Origin of the sequence: Ruegeria sp. ANG-S4 (assembly GCF_000814005.1) — a bacterium.
Classification (GTDB): Bacteria; Pseudomonadota; Alphaproteobacteria; order Rhodobacterales; family Rhodobacteraceae; genus Ruegeria.
The window spans coordinates 832,424-857,035 of the sequence record NZ_JWLK01000005.1 but is presented as its reverse complement, the minus strand read 5'-3'; the positions used below and the strand labels follow the sequence as shown (position 1 = coordinate 857,035).

Annotated in this window: 27 protein-coding genes and 1 tRNA gene; 13 read left to right on the top strand and 15 right to left on the bottom strand. The window is 58.6% G+C overall.

The features are described from left to right. Positions 1 to 38 precede the first annotated feature (38 nt). Positions 39 to 1,187: an FAD-dependent monooxygenase gene (locus RA28_RS17180; protein ID WP_039531264.1), complete on the top strand. Its 1,149-nt coding sequence runs from the start codon at positions 39 to 41 to the stop codon at positions 1,185 to 1,187. A gap of 4 nt (positions 1,188 to 1,191) precedes the next feature. Here RA28_RS17180 and xth read toward each other — a convergent pair whose 3' ends face one another. Together xth and RA28_RS17170 are read right to left on the bottom strand one after the other, a co-directional pair. Next, the gene (gene xth / locus RA28_RS17175; protein ID WP_039531262.1) at positions 1,192 to 1,971 is read right to left on the bottom strand and encodes an exodeoxyribonuclease III; all 780 of its coding nucleotides are present in this window, start codon (positions 1,969 to 1,971) and stop codon (positions 1,192 to 1,194) included. Positions 1,972 to 2,253: 282 nt separating this feature from the next. After that, positions 2,254 to 2,577 carry a HesB/IscA family protein gene (locus RA28_RS17170; protein ID WP_039531260.1) on the bottom strand — a complete coding sequence of 108 codons (324 nt, stop codon included), beginning with the start codon at positions 2,575 to 2,577 and terminating at the stop codon, positions 2,254 to 2,256. A gap of 76 nt (positions 2,578 to 2,653) precedes the next feature. Here RA28_RS17170 and RA28_RS17165 point away from each other — a divergent pair, with 76 nt between their 5' ends. Continuing rightward, the gene (locus RA28_RS17165; RefSeq protein ID WP_039531258.1) at positions 2,654 to 3,814 is read left to right on the top strand and encodes a deoxyguanosinetriphosphate triphosphohydrolase; all 1,161 of its coding nucleotides are present in this window, start codon (positions 2,654 to 2,656) and stop codon (positions 3,812 to 3,814) included. On the opposite strand, the gene RA28_RS17160 is transcribed toward RA28_RS17165, so the two are convergent. Continuing rightward, on the bottom strand, positions 3,796 to 4,347 hold the full coding sequence (locus RA28_RS17160) for a hypothetical protein (RefSeq protein ID WP_039531256.1): 552 nt from the start codon (positions 4,345 to 4,347) through the stop codon (positions 3,796 to 3,798). The genes RA28_RS17165 and RA28_RS17160 overlap by 19 nt on opposite strands. Positions 4,348 to 4,482: 135 nt before the next feature. Between RA28_RS17160 and argS the strand changes: the two genes are divergently transcribed. The 6 genes from argS to RA28_RS17130 all read left to right on the top strand — a co-directional run bounded on the left by argS (position 4,483) and on the right by RA28_RS17130 (position 10,108). Further along, a complete protein-coding gene (gene argS / locus RA28_RS17155; protein ID WP_039531812.1) occupies positions 4,483 to 6,228 on the top strand; it encodes an arginine--tRNA ligase in 1,746 nt (581 codons plus the stop codon). A 39-nt stretch (positions 6,229 to 6,267) separates the two neighbouring features. Further along, complete coding sequence (locus tag RA28_RS17150) at positions 6,268 to 7,380, top strand: SPOR domain-containing protein (RefSeq protein WP_241481154.1); 1,113 nt, start codon at positions 6,268 to 6,270, stop codon at positions 7,378 to 7,380. Beyond that, positions 7,377 to 8,384: a beta-N-acetylhexosaminidase gene (gene nagZ, locus RA28_RS17145; protein ID WP_039531252.1), complete on the top strand. Its 1,008-nt coding sequence runs from the start codon at positions 7,377 to 7,379 to the stop codon at positions 8,382 to 8,384. Before RA28_RS17150 ends, nagZ begins: the two co-directional genes overlap by 4 nt. Next, complete coding sequence (locus tag RA28_RS17140) at positions 8,374 to 9,168, top strand: segregation and condensation protein A (RefSeq protein ID WP_039531249.1); 795 nt, start codon at positions 8,374 to 8,376, stop codon at positions 9,166 to 9,168. Before nagZ ends, RA28_RS17140 begins: the two co-directional genes overlap by 11 nt. Next, positions 9,161 to 9,814, top strand: coding sequence for an SMC-Scp complex subunit ScpB (gene scpB, locus RA28_RS17135; RefSeq protein WP_039531246.1), 654 nt, complete (start codon positions 9,161 to 9,163; stop codon positions 9,812 to 9,814). The genes RA28_RS17140 and scpB overlap by 8 nt, the downstream gene beginning before the upstream one ends. A gap of 63 nt (positions 9,815 to 9,877) precedes the next feature. Then, entirely contained in the window at positions 9,878 to 10,108 is a 231-nt protein-coding gene (locus RA28_RS17130; RefSeq protein ID WP_039531810.1) for a hypothetical protein, read from the top strand. A gap of 4 nt (positions 10,109 to 10,112) precedes the next feature. Here RA28_RS17130 and RA28_RS17125 read toward each other — a convergent pair whose 3' ends face one another. The 8 genes from RA28_RS17125 to RA28_RS17090 form a co-directional block, all read right to left on the bottom strand. Next, positions 10,113 to 11,192 carry a 2'-deoxycytidine 5'-triphosphate deaminase gene (locus tag RA28_RS17125; protein ID WP_039531808.1) on the bottom strand — a complete coding sequence of 360 codons (1,080 nt, stop codon included), beginning with the start codon at positions 11,190 to 11,192 and terminating at the stop codon, positions 10,113 to 10,115. A gap of 61 nt (positions 11,193 to 11,253) precedes the next feature. After that, positions 11,254 to 11,330, bottom strand: a tRNA-Pro gene (locus RA28_RS17120). 62 nt (positions 11,331 to 11,392) lie between these two features. Further along, complete coding sequence (locus RA28_RS17115; protein ID WP_039531243.1) at positions 11,393 to 12,007, bottom strand: MerR family transcriptional regulator; 615 nt, start codon at positions 12,005 to 12,007, stop codon at positions 11,393 to 11,395. 18 nt (positions 12,008 to 12,025) lie between these two features. Next, the gene (ihfA, locus tag RA28_RS17110) at positions 12,026 to 12,328 is read right to left on the bottom strand and encodes an integration host factor subunit alpha (protein ID WP_008755922.1); all 303 of its coding nucleotides are present in this window, start codon (positions 12,326 to 12,328) and stop codon (positions 12,026 to 12,028) included. A gap of 96 nt (positions 12,329 to 12,424) precedes the next feature. Further along, positions 12,425 to 13,396 (bottom strand): beta-ketoacyl-ACP synthase III, encoded by a 972-nt coding sequence (locus RA28_RS17105; RefSeq protein WP_039531237.1) that lies wholly within the window; start codon positions 13,394 to 13,396, stop codon positions 12,425 to 12,427. Positions 13,397 to 13,417: 21 nt separating this feature from the next. Further along, positions 13,418 to 14,506, bottom strand: coding sequence for a phosphate acyltransferase PlsX (gene plsX, locus RA28_RS17100; protein WP_039531234.1), 1,089 nt, complete (start codon positions 14,504 to 14,506; stop codon positions 13,418 to 13,420). 24 nt (positions 14,507 to 14,530) lie between these two features. Continuing rightward, positions 14,531 to 14,737: a 50S ribosomal protein L32 gene (gene rpmF / locus RA28_RS17095; protein WP_039531231.1), complete on the bottom strand. Its 207-nt coding sequence runs from the start codon at positions 14,735 to 14,737 to the stop codon at positions 14,531 to 14,533. Positions 14,738 to 14,944: 207 nt separating this feature from the next. Continuing rightward, positions 14,945 to 15,481 (bottom strand): YceD family protein, encoded by a 537-nt coding sequence (locus RA28_RS17090; protein ID WP_039531229.1) that lies wholly within the window; start codon positions 15,479 to 15,481, stop codon positions 14,945 to 14,947. An 85-nt stretch (positions 15,482 to 15,566) separates the two neighbouring features. Here RA28_RS17090 and RA28_RS17085 point away from each other — a divergent pair, with 85 nt between their 5' ends. The 3 genes from RA28_RS17085 to RA28_RS17075 all read left to right on the top strand — a co-directional run bounded on the left by RA28_RS17085 (position 15,567) and on the right by RA28_RS17075 (position 18,770). After that, positions 15,567 to 16,040 (top strand): outer membrane protein assembly factor BamE, encoded by a 474-nt coding sequence (locus RA28_RS17085; protein ID WP_039531227.1) that lies wholly within the window; start codon positions 15,567 to 15,569, stop codon positions 16,038 to 16,040. A 97-nt stretch (positions 16,041 to 16,137) separates the two neighbouring features. Then, positions 16,138 to 16,893: a GNAT family N-acetyltransferase gene (locus RA28_RS17080; RefSeq protein ID WP_052261504.1), complete on the top strand. Its 756-nt coding sequence runs from the start codon at positions 16,138 to 16,140 to the stop codon at positions 16,891 to 16,893. Positions 16,894 to 16,961: 68 nt separating this feature from the next. Beyond that, entirely contained in the window at positions 16,962 to 18,770 is a 1,809-nt protein-coding gene (locus RA28_RS17075) for an ABC-F family ATP-binding cassette domain-containing protein (protein ID WP_039531224.1), read from the top strand. Here the strand turns inward: RA28_RS17075 and RA28_RS17070 are convergent. Then, the gene (locus RA28_RS17070; protein WP_039531223.1) at positions 18,767 to 19,315 is read right to left on the bottom strand and encodes a sugar O-acetyltransferase; all 549 of its coding nucleotides are present in this window, start codon (positions 19,313 to 19,315) and stop codon (positions 18,767 to 18,769) included. The two genes, RA28_RS17075 and RA28_RS17070, sit on opposite strands and share 4 nt — an antisense overlap. Positions 19,316 to 19,324: 9 nt before the next feature. Next, positions 19,325 to 20,080, bottom strand: coding sequence for an SDR family NAD(P)-dependent oxidoreductase (locus RA28_RS17065; RefSeq protein ID WP_039531220.1), 756 nt, complete (start codon positions 20,078 to 20,080; stop codon positions 19,325 to 19,327). Between the two features lie 189 nt (positions 20,081 to 20,269). Between RA28_RS17065 and RA28_RS22865 the strand changes: the two genes are divergently transcribed. Next, positions 20,270 to 20,944 carry a hypothetical protein gene (locus RA28_RS22865; RefSeq protein ID WP_052261488.1) on the top strand — a complete coding sequence of 225 codons (675 nt, stop codon included), beginning with the start codon at positions 20,270 to 20,272 and terminating at the stop codon, positions 20,942 to 20,944. A 251-nt stretch (positions 20,945 to 21,195) separates the two neighbouring features. Here the strand turns inward: RA28_RS22865 and tyrS are convergent, their stop codons facing one another. Next, a complete protein-coding gene (tyrS, locus tag RA28_RS17055) occupies positions 21,196 to 22,446 on the bottom strand; it encodes a tyrosine--tRNA ligase (protein ID WP_039531802.1) in 1,251 nt (416 codons plus the stop codon). A gap of 163 nt (positions 22,447 to 22,609) precedes the next feature. Between tyrS and RA28_RS17050 the strand changes: the two genes are divergently transcribed. Next, complete coding sequence (locus tag RA28_RS17050; RefSeq protein WP_039531217.1) at positions 22,610 to 23,752, top strand: anhydro-N-acetylmuramic acid kinase; 1,143 nt, start codon at positions 22,610 to 22,612, stop codon at positions 23,750 to 23,752. On the opposite strand, the gene RA28_RS17045 is transcribed toward RA28_RS17050, so the two are convergent. Next, complete coding sequence (locus tag RA28_RS17045) at positions 23,718 to 24,608, bottom strand: fatty acid desaturase (protein ID WP_039531215.1); 891 nt, start codon at positions 24,606 to 24,608, stop codon at positions 23,718 to 23,720. The two genes, RA28_RS17050 and RA28_RS17045, sit on opposite strands and share 35 nt — an antisense overlap. Positions 24,609 to 24,612: the final 4 nt, after the last annotated feature.

The window sequence follows — 24,612 nt, the reverse complement described above, 5'->3', positions numbered from 1 at the left end:
CTGTGGCTCTGGCGTTTTTTGTGGGATAAACCGAGGTCATGGACATTGCTGGGTTGAAATTTGCGGTTGTGGGCGCCGGCGTCGGCGGTTTGGCGGCAGCGCTTGCGTTGCGCAAACGCGGCGCCAATGTGGTCGTGCTTGAGCAGGCACCGGCAATAGCCGAAATTGGCGCGGGCCTTCAGGTCAGTGAAAACGGAATAAAAGTCCTGAGGGCTTTGGATGTTGTTTCTGACATACCCAAACTGGGCCAGCGTTCTTACGGCACCGTTGTACGCGATTACCGCAACGGTCGTTTTATCAGCCGGATACCCTCTCCGGCGGCGGGTCCGACATATTATTACCACAGGGCCGATCTCATCGACCTGCTTCAACGCGCAGCGCTCGATGGGCATGTCGAGATCAAACTGAACAGTTGCGTGAAGGCCGTCGAAGACACCTCGGAGCAGGTTGAGGTTCGGTTGGAAAATGGTCAGACTTTGGGTGTCAATTGCCTGATCGCTGCTGATGGCGGACGCAGCGTTATCCGTCCGATGCTCAACGGTGAGGAGATTTTGGGGTTCACCAATCAGGTCGCCTGGAGAGCCACAATTCCATGGGACCGCCAGCTCAAAGCGCCCAAAGCGCATCTGACTATTGGGCCAGGTCGGCACGTTGTGACCTATCCGCTGCGGGATCAGAGCTTGCTCAACATCGTCGCGATTGAAGAACGTTCAGATTGGCAGGAAGAGGGCTGGCGACTGCAGGGCGATGCAAACGAGTTGCGCGATCGATTTTCCGATTTCGGCGGAAAGGTGCGCGAGGTTCTTCAAGACGTTCAGCAGACCTATCTTTGGGCGCTGTTCCTGCGTCCCGTTGCCCGCAAATGGCAGAACGGGCGTATTGCCTTGCTTGGCGATGCAGCCCATCCGACGCTGCCATTTATGGCGCAGGGTGCCTGTCTTGCGCTTGAAGACGCCTTGGTTCTGGCGCGTTCGTTTGATCACGCAACCCTCGAGGAAAGCCTGTCGGCGTATGAGCGCGCGCGCTTTGCCCGGGCGCGGCATGTTGTCGATGCCGCTGCGGCCAACGCGCGCAACTTTCACCTTCGGGGGCCGATGCGTCTGGCCGCACAGATGGTTTTGACGGCGATGGGACCACGACTTGGTCGGCGTTACGACTGGATTTATGCGTTCGACGCGACGGCCTGAGGCGTCACAGATCCAAATCCACCCAGACCGGAACGTGATCCGAGGGCTTTTCATGACCGCGAATCTCGGCGTCGATCTTGCAGTCGCGCATCAAATCGGCCGCTTGCGGTGTCAGCAGAAAGTGGTCGATGCGAATGCCGTCATTTCTGTTCCACGCGCCGGCTTGATAGTCCCAGAACGAATAATGTTCGGGGCCCTGCGTTTCGGCACGAAATGCTTCTGTAAATCCAAGGTTCAGGATTCTCCGAAATGCAGCGCGGCTTTCGGGCCGGAACAGAGCGTCTTCACGCCACGCATCCGGGCGTTTGGCATCTTCCGCCTGTGGAATGATATTGTAGTCGCCCGCCATCAATGCTGGCTCCTCTGCGGCCAGAAGCGTTATCGCACGGTCGTAAAGCCGCTCCATCCACGCCAGTTTGTAATCGTACTTGGGGCCGGGCGTCGGGTTGCCGTTGGGTAGGTAAAGGCCGCAAATCCGCAGGGCCTGTTTCCCTACGACAGTCGCTTCAATCCAGCGGGCCTGCTCATCCATGTCGTCCCCCGGCAACCCGCGCGAGACATCTTCGAGCGGTAGCCTGGAAAGGATCGCAACGCCGTTGAAGCTCTTTTGCCCATGCGTTTCGACATTATAGCCACGCTCTTCAAAAAGTTCGGCGGGGAAGTTCTCGTCGATGGATTTGATTTCCTGCAGAAGAACCACATCCGGCTGGGCGTCATCAAGCCAACGGGGCAAGGCTTCGGCTCGCGCTTTGATGCCGTTGATGTTGAACGTGGCGATTTTCATGCAAAGCCCTCCGGTGCCTCGCCGCAATCTATCGCGCAGAATGAACCCAGCGGCAAGGTGAAGGGTGGTTTTGCGAGGCTCTGCCTCGCGCTCCGGGATATTTTTTGGCCAGATGAAGAAACGGATTCTTAACCAAATCGTCCAAAAAAGGTCGAGCGGTACAGGCGGGGACGCCGATGACCGAGCCAGGTGAAGCTCTCTGACAGGTCAGTCAGAGAGCGGATCCCAGCTTCATCTGGCTAAAATATCCTGGGGGTGTGGGGGCAAAGCCCCCACCTGGTGCTACATCGAAAAGGATGTACCGCAGCCGCAGGATGACGTGGCGTTCGGATTGTCGATCACAAATCGCGCCCCGATGAGTTCTTGTGTAAAGTCGATGACAGCGTTTTCCAGAAACGGCAGTGAGATGGCGTCAACGATTACTTTCTGCCCTTTACCTTCCAACACAAGATCGTCTTCTTTCGGTTTATCCAGCGCGATTTCGTATTGAAATCCGGAACATCCGCCGCCTTCAACGGCGACCCGCAGGGCCTGACCCTGGTCTGCAGCGCCAATTTCGGCCAGCCGCTCAAATGCGCGCTCTGTAACTGTCGGAGGCAGATTCATGCCGGACTCCAAAGGTTTATTTCCTCAGCACTGTACAATATATGGAACCAAAGGACTGGCGACAAGGACAAGACGATTGGAACGAGCGGGTTTTGCTTCGGATCCGGGCCGGGCGCGGGGACGGCTTGTGCCCGAAGATGAAAGCAGTTTCCGGTCATGCTTTCAGCGGGACCGAGATCGGATCATCCACGCCAGCGCATTTCGACGTCTCAAGCACAAGACACAAGTCTTCGTCGAACATGAGGGCGATAGCTATCGCACCCGCCTGACTCATTCCATAGAGGTGGCGCAGGTCGCACGGACAATTGCGGGCGCCTTGGGCCTGAATCCGGGATTGACGGAGGCTGTCGCCTTGGCGCATGACCTTGGGCACACTCCGTTTGGGCATACCGGCGAAGACGCGCTGCACGCGCTCATGCAGCCCTACGGCGGGTTTGATCATAACGCGCAAGCCATTCGAATCGTGACCAAACTTGAGCGGCACTATGCCGAGTTTGATGGGTGCAACCTGACCTGGGAGTGCCTGGAAGGCATCGCTAAACACAACGGGCCGGTCACGGGCGAACTGCCGTGGGCGCTGGCCGAATGCAATGGCGGGTTCGATCTTGAACTGCACACCCATGCCAGTGCCGAGGCGCAGGTTGCAGCTTTGTCCGATGATATTGCCTATAACAATCACGACCTTCTGGACGGTTTGCGCGCAGGGCTTTTCACCGACGCGGAAATAGAGGAATTGCCGATCGTTGGCGCGTGTTATGCCCGGGTTGATCACAGATATCCCGGTCTGGATCCGTACCGCCGCAGGCATGAGGCGCTGCGTCGGGTGTTTGGCGTGATGGTTGCGGATGTCATCGATACATCAGGGGCGCTGATTGCGGGATCGAATGCGCAGACCGTCGAAGACATTCGCATGCTTGGATATCCTGTTATCCGGTTTTCAACGGAGCTGTGGGCGCAGCTGAAAGAGATCCGAGGCTTCCTTTTCGAACGTATGTACCGCGCACCCAGCGTGATGGACGTGCGGGCCAAAGTAGGGAAAGTGGTCGAAGATCTGTTCCCGATCTACCTTGGCGATCCCAAACAGATGCCTGCGCGATGGCACAAGGAAATCGAAGCGGCGCAAAATGAGATCGCGCTGGCAAGAATTGTATCTGACTATATTGCCGGGATGACGGACCGGTTTGCGTTGCAGGATCATGCTCGGCTGACAGGAGCTGATTACTCAACCTCGATATAGGCCAACGCCCAAACCTGTTGACCGGCTTGTTGTAGCGCCAGGTCTTCGTCGTCGGTCGGGGGAAAAACGATCATCGTTGGACCATAGCCGCCGATCCCCATCGGGGCGCCGTCAGCGTGGGTTGCCACGATGGGTTGATGTTCGGCGATGCTGTCCCAACCGATTTCGGATTGATAGCCATCCATCGCCATCGGCCTTGCGGTCTTTCCTTTTGCGCCGGCCATTTCCATGACATCCGCAAGGCGCGGACCTGAAAATCGGATGTCCCTTTGATTGCCTTCAGGGCCATAAGGGATCGTGATCTCGACCTGGTCCAGCGCGTCCAATGCGTTCGCGTCAAACCCGGCTGCCCCGTTGTGCTGCACGTCAAGAAACCCCAGTAATCCGCCGTCATTTTCGCCGCGGGCTGGCAGGTTGGTTTCGGTGACCGCGCCGCCGAGTGTCAGCAGAACATGGCCTTGCGGCGCGGGCATATCGGCCCAGATCGGCGAAGCGGCGGTCATTAACACGGCAAAGGGCAGGGCAAGGCGCATGGGGTCGGCTCCGGGGTTGGCTGCGATGAGCCGAGAGTACCCGCCAGAGCCGCCAAACCAAGCCCAAACTTTAGGCGTCCATTGACCTTGGCGCTTTGCGTGGTAAACCGCCCGGCAAGCAAAAGGACATTCGAAATGAACCTGTTTTCCGAGATCCGCGCCCTTGTTCTGGACGCGCTGGCACAGATGCAGTCCGAAGGCGCGCTGCCCGAGGGGTTGAGCTTTGACAACGTGACTGTCGAACCCCCGCGTGACGCGGCGCATGGCGACATGGCGACCAATGCCGCGATGGTGTTGGCGAAAGCCGCCAAGATGAAGCCGCGCGACATTGCCGATATGTTGGCTGAAAAGCTGGCGGCGGACGATCGGATCACCAGCGCCGAAGTCGCCGGGCCGGGGTTTCTGAACCTCCGGTTGGCCCCCTCGGTCTGGCAAGGCGTTCTGGTGTCGGTGCTGGAAAAGGGCACCGATTATGGCCGTTCCACCATGGGACATGGTCAAAAGGTGAATGTCGAATACGTGTCTGCCAACCCGACCGGGCCGCTGCATGTGGGTCATACGCGGGGTGCGGTGTTCGGTGACGCGCTGGCAAGCCTGCTGGCCTATTCCGGCCATGACGTCACCCGCGAATACTACATCAACGATGGCGGCGCGCAGGTGGATGTGCTGGCCCGGTCGGCTTATGAACGGTATCGCGAGGCCAACGGGCTGAGTCCTGAAATTGCCGAGGGGCTTTATCCGGGCGATTACCTGATCCCGATCGGAGAGGCGATCAAAGAGAAATATGGCGACAGCCTGATCGACAAGCCTGAAAGCGACTGGCTGCAAGAACTGCGCGAGTTCTCGACGGACGCGATGATGGACCTGATCCGGGCCGATCTGAAGGCGCTGGGTGTCGAGATGGATGTCTTCTTCTCGGAAAAATCGCTCTATGGCACGGGCCGGATCGAGGCGGCGCTACAATCGCTGACGGACAAGGGCCTGATTTATGAGGGCGTGCTTGAGCCTCCAAAGGGCAAAAAGCCCGAAGATTGGGAGCCGCGCGAGCAAACCCTGTTCAAATCGACCGAACACGGCGATGATGTCGACCGCCCGGTCAAGAAATCGGATGGCAGCTGGACGTATTTCGCCCCGGATATTGCCTACCACTATGACAAGGTAAGCCGGGGCTTTGATGCGCTGATTGACGTGTTCGGGGCAGATCACGGCGGCTACGTCAAGCGGATGAAGGCGGCGGTTTCGGCGCTGTCTGACGGCAAGGTGTCGCTGGATATCAAGCTGACCCAATTGGTGAAGCTGTGGAAAAACGGTGAACCGTTCAAGATGTCCAAGCGGGCTGGCAACTTTGTGACCCTGCGCGACGTGGTCGATCAGGTGGGCCCGGATGTGACCCGGTTTGTCATGCTGACCCGCAAAAACGACGCACCGCTGGATTTCGACTTTGATAAAGTGTTGGAGCAGAGCCGCGAGAATCCCGTCTTCTACGTGCAATATGCCCATGCCCGGGTCATGAGCGTGCTGCGCCGTGCAGCCGAGGCTGGGATTGCTGCTGATGATGCGACCCTTGTTGGGGCCGATTTGGGCAAAATCGACCACGCCTCTGAGCTGACTGTTGCCAAGAAGCTGGCAGAATGGCCACGTCTGGTCGAAATCGCAGCGCGGACCAACGAACCGCACCGGGTCGCCTTCTATCTGTATGAATTGGCAGGAGATTTCCACGCATTGTGGAACAAGGGGAACGACGAAACCCGGTTGCGCTTCATCCAGGATGGCGATGTTGCCACAAGCCAATCGAAAATCGCACTGGCACGGGCCGTTTCTGTTGTGATTTCAGCGGGGTTAGGTATTCTTGGCGTCACCCCGGCGCAGGAGATGCGGTAACAAATACCGCCCGAACCGCCGGTCTGAGGCAGACAAGAAATGACCCGCGCGCCACATTTTAAGGCGCAATCGGGCGGTGAGGCGGAAATGGCGAGTTACGATTACTCGGGGCAGGCAAGCCCCGAGCAGATGCATTACCCGAATCAATCGCACCCCGAGGATGCGTATTACTATCCTGACGAAGAACAGGGGTTTGACGACGCGCCGCGCGCTGCCGCAGGGCTTGGACGTGTGGTGAATTTTCTGGGGGCGGCGGCGTCCCTCGCATTGGTTGCGGGCGTTGCGGTTTGGGGTTACCAGCTGGTGATGCGTGACGTCAGCGGCGTTCCCGTTGTCAGGGCCATCGAAGGTCCGATGCGCATTCAGCCAGAGAACCCGGGCGGTACGCCAGCCGATCACCAAGGCCTCGCGGTGAATACGGTCGCCGCAAAGGGGTCGGCTGCGGCTCCTGCGGATCTGTTGATCCTTGCCCCGCGCCCCGTTTCGCTGACGGATGAAGATACGCCGATGGGCGTGCTCAAACCAACCAATGCAGTGCATGTGGTTGAAGAAGAGATTTCCGCGGAAGACGCGACGAAGCTGCGGCAAAGCGCGGTCGATGCGTTGGTCGCTGAACTGGCCGGCGAAGCAAAAAAGGAGCCATCACCGGAGCAGGGCGTTCAGGTGGCATCGCTGGCAACGCCTGATGAAGAACCGGCGATCGACCCGGCAGATCTGGCTGCATTGCAACCGGATCCAGCGATTGCGGCCTTGCCCGGCGTGCGCCGCTCGCTGCGTCCCGTAACGCGCCCGGCGCGCGCGACACAGAGCGGGATTCCAGCCAACAGCAGTACCGAGGCGACGATAAACGCTGCTGTAAAAGCTGCGGCTGGCTTGGATGTTGCGCCGGATACGCTTGCCAAGGGTACACGATTGGCGCAGCTGGGAGCCTATGAAAGCCCGGACGTCGCCAAGGCAGAGTGGGACCGCATTTCCGCGCGCTTTGGCGATTACATGGGCGACAAACAGCGCGTCATCCAAAAAACCACAAGCGGCGGGCGCACATTCTATCGCCTGCGCGTCCTTGGGTTCAATGACCTGAGCGAGTCGCGTCAGTTTTGCGCGGCGCTGGTGGCACAAGGGGCCGATTGCATCCCGGTTGCCGTTCGGTGAGGTTTGGCGCGGTAATTACCGATGCTGAAGGTCTGCGCCTGACCGCCGATGAAAAAGCCCTGTTTCGCGAGATGAACCCATTCGGGTTCATCCTGTTTGCCCGCAACGTCGACACAGCCGACCAGGTACGCGCCTTGTGTTCAGACTTTCGTGAAGCCGTCGGACGGGAATGTCCGATCACGATTGATCAGGAGGGTGGCCGCGTACAACGGCTTCGGGCACCCTTGGCCCGGGAATGGATGCCGCCGCTGGATCATGCCGCAGCAGCAGGCGCACGTGCCGAGCGGGCGATGTACCTGAGGTACCGACTTATTGCGCATGAACTGCTGTCACTCGGGATAGACAGCAACTGCGCGCCGATGGTTGATCTGGCCCGCGATACGACTCATGCCTTTCTTCGAAATCGCTGTTACGGCGAAGCGCCGGATCAGGTTGCCAGGATCGGACGTTCCGTCGCCCAGGCTCATCTGGACGGCGGCGTTCTTCCGATTGTAAAGCATATGCCGGGCCATGGGCTTGCCACGCTGGACAGCCACTATGAACCGCCGCATGTGGACATGGGGCAGGAAGATCTTGAGCACGCTGATTTCGCCCCGTTCCGCGCGTTGAACGACGTGCCAATGGGGATGACGGCGCATCTGGTCTATGACCAGATCGATCCGCAGCCAGCGACGATTTCTTCCAGGATGATCCAGTTGATCCGCGAGACGATTGGTTTTGACGGGTTGATCATGACAGACGACATCTCGATGAAGGCGCTTCGTGGTACACCGGCAGAGATTGCGACCAAGGCGCTTGCAGCGGGCTGTGATGTCGTTTTGCACTGCAACGATCCGCTGTCAGATCGCTCGGCAGTTCTTGAAGCTGCCGGTGAAATGACAGAGTTGGCGCAGACCCGCGCAGAGCGGGCGCTGGCCATGCAAACCCCGGCGCAGCCGCTTGACATTCAGGCCGCCGAGGCGGAACTATCTCGCCTCATGGGCGGGCAGGTATATGTCGGATAACCTTTTCAGCGAAGACCCGATCTCGGTCGCCGATCGTTTGGCCGCCGAGGCGCTTATCGTAGATGTTGACGGGTTCGAAGGCCCGCTGGACGTGCTGTTGACCCTGTCGCGCACGCAAAAGGTGGATTTGCGCAAAATCTCGGTTCTTGCGCTGGCCCAGCAATACCTTGCTTTTGTCGAGCGTGCCCGCGCGTTGCGGATTGAACTGGCGGCAGACTATTTGGTCATGGCCGCATGGCTGGCCTTTCTGAAGTCACGGCTGCTGTTGCCGCCTGACCCCGACGAAGAAGGGCCAACAGGCGAAGAATTGGCCGCGCACCTCGCCTTTCAGTTGGAGCGCCTTCAGGCGATGCGCGACGCTGCTGCGCGGCTTATGGCGCGTGACCAGCTTGGCCGGGACTTTTTCAAACGAGGGCAGGGTGAAGACGTGCGCCGCATTCGCACCGTGACATACTCTGCCACCCTTCTGGACCTGATGCAGGGCTATGCCCGCATCCGTACCCGGGACGAGTTTCGTCCTTTTGTAATGGATCGCGATGCGGTTTTCACGATGGAGCAAGCGCTGGAGCGTATGCGGCCCTTGATCGGATTTGCAGGGACTTGGACAGACATGGAAACCTATTTGCCGGACGGCTGGGATGCGGATCCGGTGCGGCGGCGTTCTGCAACGGCAGCGACTTTTGCTGCCTCGCTGGAACTGGTGAAAGAAGGACATATGGAGATGAAGCAGAGCGAAACCTTCGCTCCGATCCATTTGCGCAAGAGGACAGAAACACGTGACTGACGCCCCACAGGACGAAGGCACCGGCACACTGTTCGAGGCCCCGCCGATGGCAGAACAGGAACGCATGGTCGAAGCCGTTTTGTTCGCAAGTGCCGAACCGGTGTCCATCGCCGATCTTGAAGCGCGGATGCCGCATGGAAGCAATGCCTCACAAGCTGTTGAAATGCTTCAGAAACGTTATGAGGGTCGGGGAGTGCGTGTCGTGCAGGTCGGTGAAGCATGGGCCATTCGCACTGCGCCGGATCTGGGTTTCCTGATGCAAAAGGAAACCGTCGAGACCCGCAAACTCAGCCGCGCAGCCATCGAGACGCTGGCAATCGTGGCCTATCATCAACCCTGTACCAGAGCCGAGATTGAGGAAATCCGCGGCGTTTCGGTTTCTCGGGGAACCATAGATCAGTTGCTGGAGATGGAGTGGATAAGGCTCGGCCGCAGGCGGATGACCCCGGGGCGTCCGGTGACATTTGTGGTCACGCCGCAATTTCTGGATCATTTCGGGCTGGAAAATGCCCGCGACCTGCCGGGGTTGAAGGAACTGCGCGCTGCCGGGCTACTGGAAAATCGCCCCCCGCCGGGCACGGTGCCGATCGGGTCGTCCGAGGAAGAAGGCGATGATGACCAGTCGGAACTGTTCGAGGAAGAATGAACGCGGTGCCCTTTTGTGGCCATATCAACGTCCTATATAGACAGGCAGAAAACGGAGGGCACAATGAACGCAAATCGGATCATCGACATGATCGTGCGCCGTTTGATGCGCCGCCTTGTCAGCAAAGGTGTGAACAAGGGGTTTGATCTTGCAAGCCGGACCGGCGAGCCGGGTCAGGGTGCTGCAAATCCAAAAGCAAACCGGAAAATGCAGCAGGCAGGCAAAAACCAAAAAAGAACAATGCGGCAAGCGCAACGAATGTCGCGTCAGGCGCGCAAATTTATGAAATTCTAACGGTTTATCCAGCGGCTTTGAAGTGCTTGGACAGTTTCAACCCCTGTCCCTGATAGTTTGATGCAATACCGGCACCGTATAGTTGCGTCGGCATCTCGGCCATTTTCTCATAAACAAGACGACCGACGACTTGGCCGTGCTCCAATACGAAAGGTGCTTCGTGGCAGCGCACTTCAAGCACGCCGCGCGAGCCTGCGCCTCCGGCGGCTGCATGCCCAAAGCCGGGATCGAAGAAGCCGGCGTAATGTACCCGAAATTCTCCGACCATCGCCAGATAAGGGGCCATTTCGGCGGCATACATCGGCGGGATGTGCACCGCCTCGCGGCTGACCAGAATGTAGAATGCGCCGGGGTCCAGAATGATGCGCCCGTCTTTGGTGCGGACCTCTTCCCAATAGTCCTGAGGCTCGTACCCGCCGATGCGGTCCAGGTCGATTACGCCGGTATGCGGTTTGGCGCGATAGCCGACCAGATCGGTTTCGGGCAGCTGTAAATCGACCGAGAAACCCAATCCATCCTGTATAACAGCAGGGCCGTCCACCAAGGGCGTTTCCGTGTGAAGCGCGACCAGTTCCGCATCGCTGAGAACCGCCTGTCCCTCGCGAAACCGGATTTGGTTCAATCGCATGCCCGGTCGAACGAGAACCGAGAACGAACGCGGACAAATCTCTGCGTACAATGGACCAGTGTATCCTGAGGGAACGCGGTCAAACTCGGTGCCGCCATCGGTGATCGTGCGTGTCAGTAAATCCAGACGACCGGTCGAGCTTTTGGCGTTTGCAACGGCGTTCGTTCCTTGGGGCAGGGCCAGTGACTCTATCAGTGGCACCAAGTAGACGCACCCTTTCTCCAGAACTGCGCCGCCCGAGATGTCGATCCGGTGCATTTCGAATTCCGCCAAACGATCGGAAACGGTTCGCCCTTCGCCTGCCAGGAACGAGGCACGGACGCGGTAGGCAACGGTTCCAAGGCGCAAATCAAGGCTGGCCGGTTGGATTTGTTTTGGAATGACAGCAGGTTGCGCGGTGATCTCGCCCCGCTCGATCATAGCCTGTATCTGTTGGTTTGCGCAAACGCCGGTCATCTCGATCCCCTCTGATGCCAGAGCGGGATCTGGCCGGTTTGCCATATACGTCGGTGTGATTTGGTCGGGCTAGCAGGACTCGAACCTGCGACCTTCCGTCCCCCAGACGGACGCGCTACCAGGCTGCGCCATAGCCCGACGTTGGAGTGTTCATAAAGACTTTCCCGGCGGGGGCAAGAGGAAATCATCGCCTTTTGTTCTTATCCCGCAGCTTGTCCATCGACCCGATTCAACCATGTCCGAAGGTCTTTTGCGATGGGCGCAATGCGCGCCAGAAGCGCGTCGTCGAATTCGTCCCGGTTCCACGCAAGCGACGCGACACCGCCCAGTAATGGGGCTGCGTCCACCTCCGCCAGTTCCGGTTCATCTGACTGATCTGCGCCTGCTTCGCTTCCTGTGTCAGGCGCGGGGGCAACGGGTTCCGATCCCTGACCGTCAGTGTCTTGCAGGTCCATCCTGATCTGCTCGCCAGCCGCAGGAGGATTTGCTGCAAACGGTACGACAGTGCTGTCTTGGGCAGTTGCGTCTGCAACTGGATCATCAAGACTGGGCGACAGTGACGCCACATGCGCAACGCCTTGTTCGCGAAGAATTCGCTGAACGCCTTTGATTGTCACGCCATCATCGTGCAGCAGCTTTTTGATGCCGCCCAACAACTTCATGTCATTGGGGCGATAATACCGTCTGCCGCCCGCACGTTTGACGGGCTTTACCTGAGAAAACCGGCTCTCCCAAAAGCGCAGGACATGAGCTTGAACACCCAGCCAATCCGCAACTTCACTGATCGTGCGAAATGCATCGGGCGACTTGCTCATCTCAGTCGAACCTCGGGGTTATTTCCGGTTCCCGGCGGCGACGCGATCCTTCATCAGGTGCGACGGGCGGAAGGTCAGAACGCGGCGGGGCTGAATCGGCACCTCTTCGCCGGTCTTGGGGTTGCGACCGATACGGGCCGTTTTGTCCCGAACGCTGAACGTACCGAAGGACGAAATCTTGACCTGTTCTCCACGCACCAGCGCGTCGGACATGTGGTTCAAGACGCTTTCTACAAGCTGCGCACTTTCGTTACGTGACAGGCCAACCTCACGAAAGACGGCCTCGCTCAGATCCATTCGGGTCAGTGTTTTATCGCCCATACCATTTCCCCTGTTGATACCACAGAATATGGCGGGGGGAAATTCGCTGTCAATATCAATGAATTGCAGGTGGCTGTGTAAGCCGGTTTGTGCCGGTCACCAGCGTAGTGCAACGGCACCCCAGGCCAGACCACCGCCAATCGCCTCGGTCACGATCAAATCGCCGGGCTTAATCTGGCCGCGATTCTTGCCGACGGAAAGCGCCAGGGGAATCGAAGCGGCAGAGGTGTTGCCGTGATCCTGCACCGTGACCACAACCCGATCCATCGGCACGCCCATTTTCTTGGCGGTGCCCTGAATGATTCGAATATTGGCCTGATGCGGCACGATCCAGTCGACGTCATCATTGGTCAAACCAGCCTGGTTCAGCGCAACTTCGGCCGTTTTGGAGAGTTTTTCGACAGCATGGCGGAAGACCTGGTTGCCTTGCATGCGCAAATGTCCGGTGGATTGAGTCGATACACCGCCATCAACGTAAAGCAGGTCTTTGTAGCGTCCGTCGGAATTCAGGTCCGTCGCCAGAATGCCACGATCCTCCGAGGTACCTTGACCCTCTTGCCATTCGAGAACCAGTGCACCGGCCCCGTCGCCGAACAGAACGCATGTTGACCGGTCGGTCCAATCCATGATCCGGGAAAATGTTTCGGCCCCGATCACCAGAACGCGTTTGGCCTGACCGGAGAGGATCAGCGCATTGGCATTGCTAAGGGCAAAAACGAACCCGGCGCAAACAGCTTGAACGTCGAAGGCGAAGCCATTGGTCATGCCCAGACGTGCCTGAACCATAGTGGCAGCGGATGGAAATGTGAGGTCAGCAGTGGATGTGGCCAGAACGATGGCGTCGATGTCTTCAGGCTCCAGCCCGGCATCCTTCAAAGCCGCCTGAGCGGCATGTGTTGCGAGATCCGAGGTCGTTTCGTCCTCTGCTGCGAAGTGACGGCGCTCGATTCCCGACCGCGTCCGTATCCATTCGTCCGACGTTTCCAGTGTCTTTTCGAACTCGGCATTTGGAACAACACGCTCGGGCAAATAGTGCCCAACACCTACAACAACTGAACGGCCTGCCATGTTCGGGTACTGCCTTTTTTGTTATTCTTCCGACTGCGACGCAGTGTGCGCGGCATCTTGTGCAAGCTCGGCTGTCGATGCAACCCGTGCCGCCAATTTTTCAGAAAAGCCGGACTCGGCCAGAGTGAATGCCAGCTTAACCGCGGCTGAAACGCCAGTGGCGTCCGCACCGCCGTGTGATTTGATGACGGTGCCGTTGAGACCAAGAAATACGCCACCGTTGACCCGGCGGGGATCAATGCGCTTTTTGAGGCGGTTCAAAGAAGTGATCGCAAGCACGGAAGCCAGCCGCGACAGCGGCGAATACTTGAACGCCTGACGCAGCAAATCGCCGATCAGACTGGCGGTGCCTTCGCCGGTTTTGATCGCCACATTGCCGGTAAACCCATCTGTTACAACGACATCCGCCTTGTCGCCGGGAATATCGCTGCCCTCGACAAAACCCACGAAGTCGAAGTTTGCCTGATCGGCAAAATCCGTAATCATCGCGTGGGCCTCTTTCAGTTCCGCGCGGCCCTTGTGTTCTTCAGTGCCGACGTTCAGCAACCCGATCCGTGGACGCGCCAATGCCATGCCGTTGCGCGCATAAGAGGCGCCCATCAGTGCGTATTGCAACAGATCCTTGGCGTCCGCGCGTACGTCGGCGCCGACATCCAGCATCACGTTGAAACCTTGAGGGTTGCGCGAGGGCCACAGAATGGCGATTGCCGGACGGTTCACGCCCGGCAGTTTGCGCAGCCGCATCATGGATAAGGCCATCAGTGCGCCCGTGTTTCCGCACGATACCGCACCATGCGCATCGCCCTGACGCACCGATTCCAATGCTGACCACATCGAGGTCTGCTTGCCGTTGCGAACGACCTGACTGGGCTTGTCCTCCATCGTGACCACATCGGGGCAATCACGAAAAACGACGCGCCCATCAAGGACACGCCGCTTGGCAACCAATTTGCGCAGTTCCTGTTCCTGACCGTGCAGGATGAACCCGATCTTCGGGTTCTTGTCCGCAGACTTGGCGATCCCCGCCACAACAACGGCGGGTCCCGAATCTCCCCCCATAGCGTCAACCGAGATGGTGATCCGTCCGGTTTGCGTGGGCTGATCCGTCATGCCTTGGCCTGCGTCCGATCAGGTTTAGGCCGCGTCTTCGTCCAGGTCGATTTCGTCGGCCTGCGCGACGACTTCACGGTCGTCATAATAACCGCAGGCGCCGCAAACGTGGTGCGGGCGCTTCAGCTCGCCGCAGTTCGGGCATTCGTTCGGGTTTGCAGCAACCAGAGCGTCGTGTGCGCGGCGGTTGTTGCGACGCGACTTGGAAACTTTGTTTTGTTGGACAGCCATGGTCTCAACCTTTGTCTAATTAAGGGCCAGCAGAGTCGCTGCCGACCGGGTTTCATTCTTCGTTTTTCTCGTGGTTTGACGCGCGTTTAGGGGACGAGCCCCGCAATGTCCAACCCAAATTCCGATGAGCGCGCGAAAATACTGCGATTCTCGGCATGTTCAAGCGATTTTTCTGAGCGCCTGCTATGACAGGAAATCAGACCTCTGTCACTCGTCTTTTTTCATCGCATCACGCAATCCGGCCAGTCCTGCGAAGGGTTTGACATCGTCGTCCGTCATCGCCTGTTTGCCCGGTTCGGTATAGTCGGCTTGATCCAGTTCCGCGCCATCTTTGCGGGGATATTGGGGCAGGGCGAGCGAAAGCGCCTCGACCATGACGGCTGACGGGTCGATTTCGGCACCCAAAGCTTCGGTTTCGTCGTCCTCGGGCATCTCGAATTCGGGTTCGTCGGGCTCATCCCAATCGGCCAGAAACAACCGTCGAACCGAAGTTTCGATACGAGTCGTGACCGGCTCAAGCGTTATCACGCAGGGTTGAACGACTGTCGCGCCCAGTTTGGCTGTCAGTATCCAATCCCGTTTGCCTTGTGCTTGCACGGCACCCACGAAGGACAGTTTTCGAAGGCCCAACAGGTCAAGATCCTGTTTTAGCGCCTCCAATTCAGCAGCGCCCGGACGCAGCTCGAACTGAGTCGCGGCGTTTTGCGGAAGGTCGGCAACGCGCAGGGGCTTGGTTGCGGTCATTTGTGACCCTTTCTTTGTGTTGAACCACGGCAACGGTTTCTGTAATCGGATAGAAGCCGCGCGCGGCCAAGACAAGAGGGTGTAAATGGTGAAGGTGACAAAGAACATTAGACCGACGTTCAGGATGCTGGCCCTTGGCGGTGTTTTGGCAGCGGCGGCCTGCACCCCAATTGTCAAGAAACATGGCTATATTCCACCGCCCGAGGACTTGGCAGAAATCAAGGTTGGTGTGGATACGCGCGATACGGTTGTCGAAACGATCGGCGCGCCAACCTCGTCCGGCGTAGTGCGGGATTCGGATTACTATTATGTCGCCTCACGCATTCGCCACTATGGGCCCAAACGGCCCGAAGTCGTTTCGCGCGAACTGGTGGCGATCAGTTTTGATCAGCGCGGTGTGGTTCGCAATATCGAACGCTATGGCCTTGAGGATGGGCTGGTCATACCGCTTGAGCGTCGCGTGACCGATTCCAGTGTTCAGGACAAGGGCTTCTTGCGTCAGCTGCTGGGCAACATCGGCAACTTCAATCCGGCAAACATTCCAGGCGTGAACAACTAAATTCCCACGCTCTCTTGTCGTTTCACAGGAGGGTCACAATCTTTGTGCTAGGGACGTGGCAAAGTCGAACAGGTCGACGACCGCGGAGTATGCGACCATGGCCAAAGCAGATGTGCTGGATGTCGGAGTATTGAACCGGGGACGCTACCGCGCCAGACTGGCGCGGACCTCTCAGGATTTGGAAGCAGCCCGAGGTCTCAGAACTCTTGCATTTGCGACGGGGCAGACCGACGGCGATGAATTCGACGGCATATGCGCGCACATTCTCGTTGAGGATACCCGTGAGAATGACGCGCTGGTTTGTTGTTTTCGAATGCTGACCATGAACAATGGCACCGAAATCGCAAAAAGCTATTCAGCTCAGTATTACGACCTTTCAGCGCTGCAGGTATTTGATGGGCGCATGGTCGAGATGGGGCGCTTTTGCATCCACCCGGATTGGACGGATCCGGACATATTGCGCGTCGCCTGGGGCGCAATGACTGCGTTCGTGGATCAGAACAACGTGCAGATGTTGTTCGGCTGTTCGTCTTTCGCCGGGACCGAGACAGATGAATATCTTGATGCGTTTGCAATGCTCAAACATCGCCACTTGGCGCCAAAACGCTGGCTGCCGCGCGTCAAGGCACCTGATGTCTTCAAATTCGCCGCGCGTTTGCGCCGCAGGCCTGATGCCAAGAAGGCCATGCTGCGGATGCCGCCGTTGCTGCGCACATATCTGATGATGGGCGGCTGGGTCAGTGATCACGCTGTTGTGGACCGGCACATGAACACGTTGCACGTGTTCACCGGTCTGGAAATTGGCGCGATTCCCCCGGCCCGAAAGCGTTTGCTGCGGGCCGTAAGCGTGTGAATTGAGGATTTCTGAAAAGATGAAGCAGGGCCGTTGACGCGTTCACTCAGCCGGTTTAGCTGGCGGGCATGGCGAGAGTTCCTTTGTTGCAGATGTCCGGCATTTCCCTGACGTTCGGGGGTGATCCGGTGTTTTCCGATCTGGATCTGGTGGTTCAGCCCGGCGATCGCGTGGCGCTGGTTGGGCGAAACGGGTCCGGCAAGTCCACGCTGATGAAGGTGATGGCGGGCATGATCGAGGCGGATAGCGGCGACATCGTTGTGCCGCCGGGCAAATCTGTCGGCTACATGGAGCAGGACCCCAGCATGGAGGGCTTCGCAACGCTGGGCGACTATGCGTCCAGCGGGCTGGAGGCCGGGGAGCTTTACAAGGTCGAACGCGCCAGCGAAGGGCTGAAATTCGACCCGTCCCGGGCGGTTGAAACCGCCTCGGGCGGAGAGCGTCGCAGGGCCGCGTTGGCCAAGCTTATGGCCGAAGCGCCCGATCTGATGCTGTTGGATGAGCCGACAAACCATTTGGATATCGAAGCAATTGCCTGGCTGGAGCGCGAACTGGGTGCTGCACGCGCCGGGTTTGTGCTGATTTCGCATGACCGCGCATTTCTGCGCGCGTTGACACGGGCAACGCTCTGGATCGACCGCGGAGTTGTGCGGCGGCAGGAGCAAGGCTTTGAAGGCTTTGAAACCTGGCGGGACAAGGTCTGGGAAGAAGAAGACCAGCAGCGTCACAAACTGAACCGGCTGATCAAGTCCGAAGCGCGATGGGCCGTGGAAGGCATCAGCGCACGCCGCAAACGTAATCAGGGGCGTGTCAGGGCCTTGCAGGCGCTGCGCGCGGAACGCGCCAGCCAGATCAAACGGCAGGGAACGGCGGCGATGTCGTTGGAGTCCGGCCCGAAATCGGGCCGCAAGGTGATCGAAGCCAGCGGGTTGTCGAAACGTTTCGGGGACACGCAGATTGTCCGGAGCTTTGACCTGCTGGTTCAGCGTGGCGATCGCGTGGCTTTTGTCGGTCCGAATGGCGTGGGCAAAACAACGCTTTTGAACATGGTGCTGGGTCAGGAAGCGCCTGACGCAGGTACGGTAACCTTGGGCACCAATCTCGAGGTCGCGGTTTTCGATCAGTCACGCGCCCAATTGGACCCGGAAATGTCCTTGTGGGACAGTTTGACAGGCGATCCCGAAATGCGGGTTTCAGGCAAGGCCGATCAGGTCATGGTGCGGGGGCAGCCGAAACATGTGGTGGGTTACCTGAAGGAGTTCCTGTTCGACGACCAGCAGGCGCGGGCCGCTGTCAAATCCCTGTCTGGCGGTGAAAAGGCGCGTTTGCTTTTGGCAAAGCTGATGGCCAAACCCTCAAACCTGCTTGTGCTGGACGAGCCGACCAACGATCTGGATGTCGAAACGCTGGATCTGTTGCAGGAGCTTCTGGATGACTTTGACGGTACCGTATTGTTGGTCAGCCACGATCGGGATTTTCTGGACCGGGTTGCGACAACCACCATTGCGATGGAGGGTAATGGCCGGGCGACCGTCTATGCGGGCGGTTGGTCGGATTATGTCGCGCAGCGCAGTGATCCGCAGGAAAAAGATGAAGTTAAAACAAAGTCATCAAGGCCGAAGGTAAAGCAAGAAGCGAAGCCGAAGATAGGCTTGTCGTTCTCGGAAAAGCACCGTCTTGAAAAGCTGCCGGATGAAATCTCGCGCCTTGAGGCGGAAATCGGCAAGTTGGAAGAGCTCATGTCTGACCCTGACCTGTTCACGCGTGAACCGGTGAAATTTCAGAAAGCGACAGAGGCTTTGGTTGAACGGCAAGAGAAGCTGTCTGCTGCCGAGGAAGAATGGCTGTTGCTCGCGGAAAAGTCCGAAGGGGCCTAGGTGCCGACAGGCCGCGCCGGATTGCCCACCACGGTTGCGCCGGAGGAAACGTTTTTGGTGACGACGGCACCGGCTCCGACGATTGCGTGATCGCCAATGGTTACGCCCGGCAGAATAATTGCGCTGCCTCCGATCCAGACGTTGTCCCCGATGGTTACGGGCAGGGCGATTTCCAGTCCTTTTGCGCGATCAATGGGATCTTTGGCGTGTTGAGCGCAGTAGATTTGCGCCTGCGGGCCGAACATCGTGTCGTTCCCAATTTGAACCCGCGCGGTATCCAATATGACGCAACCGGTGTTGAAATACACACGACTGCCCAAATGGATATTGATGCCATAGGCGCAATGAAACGGGGCTTCGAGGTAACAATCGGAACCGGGATTTCCCATTAGATCGCGCAACGACGACTCCATGCCGCTGCGTTGATCTGGGTGGCACGAGTTATGGGCATGCACCGCGCGGCGGGCGTTGGCGCGCAGGCCTTCTAGCTCGTCGTCGACGCAGCAATACCATTGCCCGGCTTCCATTTTTTCGCGTTCGGTCATACGAATGCTCTATCGCATCCGAAGTGCGCCGTCGATCCGAATGACCTCGCCGTTCAGATAGCCCATTTCGACTATGAAGCTGGCCAGCCGGGCGTATTCATGCGGATCGCCCAGACGGGGCGGGTTGGGAACATCTGCGGCCAGTTGCTTTTGCACCTCGTCGGGCAGACCGGCAAGCATCGGCGTCATGAATATGCCCGGCGCAATGGTCATGACCCGAATTCCGGTCGACGCCAGGTCACGCGCCATCGGCAGAGTCATTCCGACAACGCCCCCCTTGGAAGCTGCATAGGCTGTCTGGCCTTTTTGTCCATCAAAGGCCGCAATTGACGCCGTATTGATGATGACGCCGCGTGCGTTTTCCGAATCCGGGTCGTTTTTCGCCATTTCCGCAGCAGCCAGGCGGCAAATATTGAATGTACCGATCAAGTTTATGTCGATGGTCCGTTGAAACGCGTCCAAAGGGTGCGGTCCGTCTTTCCCAACGGTCTTGATACCGTAGGCGATCCCCGCACAGTTCACGGCGACGCTGATTTTGCCCATACACTCCATTGCTGATGCGACGGCGGCCGCGGCGGAGTCTGCGTCGGTTACGTCCGTTTCCGCAAAATGGCCGCCGATTTCCGCAGCGACAGCTGAGCCGCGTTCGGCGTCCCGGTCCAGTATCGTGACCTGCGCGCCCTCTTCGGCGAAGTGACGGGCGGTTGCTTCTCCAAGACCCGACGCGCCACCGGTTATGATGGCGGCTGAATTGGACATACGCATTGCGGCCTCCTCATTGAGATATGAACATTTGTTCAATAAACGCATCCCACGTGGCATGTCCACTGAATTGGATGCAAGGTTTCCTCAACGAAACCTCAGAAAACCTTAATCTTTGCTTCACTCTGAGTCGCCACCTCGAGACCGAACAACCGATTGTGGTTGGGTGATTACCACTTAGGAGGTACTGATATGTTAAAGAGTTCTAAGCAGGCGCTTGGCGCTTTCATCGCGGTTCCGGTTGTCGGTGTGTTGATGAGCGGCAGCGCAGCTGCAGCGGCCGAAACCTGCAACTGGAAGACAGCGCGAGATCTTGCAAACGCCGGAGATTACGCGGCTTTGTGTGACTGTGTGCAGGTCACGCCCAGCTTTTTGGATCGCCTGCAAAGCCGGTCAGATTTCGAAACCACGCTGCGCGTGACCGGAGAGCAATGCCCAGGGTTGGCCAGTCTGCTGACTGACCTGCCGACCGCGACGCTGGCGAGCGCAGGAAACGGTGGTGAGAACCGGGATTCCGACGGCCCCAGTGCAGGCGGATCAAGCGGTAGCGCAGGTGGCGAGGCCGGTGGCGGCAACGATAACTCTGGCGGCGGCAACAGCGGATCCGGCGGCGGTGGTTCGGGCGGTGACAACCCCGGTGACGGTGGCGGCGATCCCGGAAACGGAGGCGGCGATCCCGGAAACGGTGGTGGTGACGGACCTGGCAAAGGCGGCGGCAAAGGCGGCGACGGAAAAGGTGGCGGCAAAGGCGGCGACGGCAAAGGTGGTGGCAAAGGCGGCGATGGAAAAGGCGGCGGTAAAGGTGGTGGCAAGGGCGGCCACGGGGGTGACAAAGGCGGTAAAGGCGGCGGAAAAGGAAAGCGATAAGCGTACCACCTAAGTTGAAAACGCGCCCAAAGGGCACGTTGTTTTCGTTATCATCAGGCGACTGGCAGTGGATGCCGGTCGCTTTGCCTTATCTGCGGCGTTAACAATTTTATGATTGTAAGAGCTCTGGCAATTGCCGGTCCAAAGAGTAAACAGCCAAACGCGTAACGGCGCCGTCGCAGATGTTCGAGAGCGAAGCTATCAACAATGTTCGGCTCAGGCGCCGCAATTCACGCCTGAGCCGGTTTGGTTCACGCCAATTGCACAAGCGCGTGGCGCTTTTTGCCCGCGCTCAGCTTGATCGGTGAGGACAGCGCGCCCGCGTCGATCATCAGCCCGGCATCGGTCAGCGGTGAATCGTCCAGCTTGGCACCGTTTTCGGCGATCAGGCGCTTGGCCTCTTTGCCGGATTTGGCGAGGCCGGATTTGACGATCAGTTGCACGATGGACATGCCGTCGCCCAGTTCCTCGGCGCTGAGCGTCAGCGTCGGCAGATCACCCCCTACGCCGCCTTTTTCAAACACATCGCGGGCGGTGGCTTCGGCGGTTGCGGCCGCATCAGCGCCGTGCAGCAGGGTTGTGACCGCGTTGGCGAGGCGGATCTTGGCCTCGTTGATCTCGGACCCTTCCAATGCGCCCAGGCGGTCGCATTCACCCACCGGAAGTTCGGTGAAGATTTTCAGGAAGCGGCCCACATCCGCGTCGGTGGTGTTGCGCCAGAACTGCCAGAACTCATAAGGGCTGAGCATGTCGCCGTTCAACCAGACCGCGCCGCCCTGCGATTTGCCCATCTTGCGGCCATCGCTGGTGGTCAGCAGGGGGGTGGTCAGGCCGTAAATCTCGTGATCCAACACGCGGCGGGTCAGGTCGATGCCGTTGACGATATTGCCCCACTGATCGCTGCCGCCCATCTGCAGGACGCAATTGTAACGGCGGTTCAGTTCGAGGAAGTCATAGGCCTGCAGGATCATGTAGTTGAATTCGAGGAAGCTCAGCGATTGCTCGCGGTCCAGCCGGGACTTGACGGATTCAAACGACAGCATCCGGCTGACCGAGAAATGCCGCCCGATGTCGCGCAGGAAATCGAGGTAGTTCAGGCTGTCCAGCCATTCCGCATTGTTCAGCATCAGCGCGCCGGTGTCGCTGTCGTCATAGGACAGGTATTTCGAAAACACCTGTTTCATGCCCGCGATATTGGCGTCGATCTGTTCGGGGCCCAGCAGAGGGCGCTCGTCCGAGCGGAACGAGGGGTCGCCCACCTTGGTGGTGCCGCCACCCATCAGCGTGATCGGCTTGTGGCCGGTCTTTTGCAGCCAGCGCAGCACCATGATGTTCATCAGGTGACCCACATGCAGCGACTGCGCGGTGGCGTCATAGCCGATATAAGCCGTCTGCACCCCAGAGATCAGCGCGTCGTCAAGGCCCTGATAATCGGTGCAGTCGGCGAGAAAGCCGCGCTCGATCATCGTGGCGATGAAATCCGATTTGGGGTGGTAGGTCATATCGTGCCCTTTGGTTTCATGTTGCGGGGCACTGTATAGGCGGCGCCAGAGACAAGGAAAAGGCACGATTTCCAATAAAGACACCGCTCGCGCATGATGTGTCTTGTATTGGCGATACATTACCGTGCAGGTTGTGCCCAGAGCCCGAATTCAAGGGTGTACAATGGCTGAAGAGGGCAACGTGGGCAGGGCGATCAGCAAATCAGGTGCGGTCAGGTCGTTGGGGGCCATGTCGGGTACGTCCTTGGATGGTGTGGACGCTGCCGTGGTCGAAACCGACGGGCACTCTATTATTGGCTTCGGCCAAAGCAGCTATCGTGCCTATGACGATGAAGAGCGTTCCGCTTTGCGCGCGGCGTTGGGGCTTTGGCATGGCCCGGACGTCGATAACGCCGCTGACTTGGTGACGCGCGCGCATGCCGAAGCGCTTTCAGAGTTCGAAGACGTTGACCTGATCGGCTTTCATGGTCAGACCCTGGCCCATGAACCGCGCGGACGCGGAACTTTGCAGGTTGGCGACGGAGTTTGGTTGTCTCAGGCATTGGGTCTGCCGGTGGTCTGGGATTTCCGCAGCGACGATGTGGCGTTGGGGGGCGAGGGGGCTCCGCTGGCCCCGTTCTTTCACTTTGCCTGCGCAAAGTGGATCGGGGCTGAAAAGCCGCTGTGCTTTCTGAACCTCGGTGGGGTGGGGAACCTGACCTATGTCGACCCGGCTTTTGAGCGGCCCGAGGACCCCGGCGCACTTTTGGCCTTTGACACCGGGCCAGCGAATGCACCCGTCGATGATCTGATGCAAGCAAGGCTGGGGCAGGCAATGGACCGCGATGGCGCAGTCGCCCGGGGCGGGACCGTAGAAACAGGCGCGCTCGAGCTGTTTTTGGCCGAGCCGTTCTTTTCCAAGATGCCGCCCAAATCGCTGGACAGGAACGACTTTGCCGAGATGGTAGGGTTGGTGAAAGAGCTGAACGACTCGGATGCCGTCGCAACACTGACGGCCATGTGTGCAGCCGGTGTCACCCAAGGGATGGAGCATTGTCCAAAACCGCCCAGCCGTGTGCTGGTCACCGGTGGCGGCCGGAAGAACCCTGTTCTGATGGAAATGCTGCGTGTTGCTCTTGATTGCCCTGTGGAACCGGTCGAAGCGGTCGGGCTGGATGGCGACATGCTGGAAGCGCAGGCCTTTGCCTACCTCGCCGTGCGCGTCGCCCGCGGTCTGCCGACGACCTGCCCCGGAACGACGGGGGTCAGAGCGCTGGTCGGCGGGGGTATCGTCAGCGCTCCAGAGCGCGCGCGTAGTCTGCCGTGAATTCGGCGTAACCCGCTGACGTGGACTTCAGATGTGTACAGGTCCATTCGTGAAATGCGGGCAATTGATGAAACGGCACGTTCGGAAACGCGTGATGTTCCGCGTGATAGGGCATGTTCCAGGCCAGAAACCGTATCAGCCGATTGGTAAAAGTGGTGCGCGAATTCTCGAGCATGTTCGCGACGGGCGGGCACAACCCGTGTTCCGCCAACAAATAAATGCGAAGGAACGGTTGTCCGATGATCACGGGCAACATCCAGACCCAGAACAACACGGGCGTAAACAACAGACTAGTGGCGGCAAACAAATAGACTGCCAAAAGCACTATGGCCTCTACCCTAATCGAACGGTGTTGTCGGATCGGCAGATACTTGGCGTTTATTTGTCCACGTGCATTGCTGAACAGAACGTGCACCATACCCGCCCAATAAGGCCAACCGCTCAGGTAAACAGCCAGACTGATCCAATTGTCGGGGCGCGGTTTGCCGTCAAGTTCGGGGTCTTTTGTCGGGTGGTTGGTCCACTTGTGATGCGCGAGGTGGAAATATCGAAACCAAGTGAATGGCAGGCAGATCGGTACCGAAACGAGGTGCCCGACAACTTCGTTGATCCAGGCGGATTTGAACGGTGTCTTGTGCGTGCATTCGTGGCTGAGCGTGAACAGGAACACCAGCAAAACGCCCTGCGGCAGCATCAACAAGGGCCAAAACGGAATCTTCACGACGATTCCGGCGCTACATGCCGCCAGCGCGCCGAAGTAGATCGCAAGATGTATCAAGCCCGCACGATCCGACCGCCTTTGAAGCCTGTCTTTGGTTTCGGGCGGGATTGAAGCGATGAGGGCGCGGTGATCCATAGCG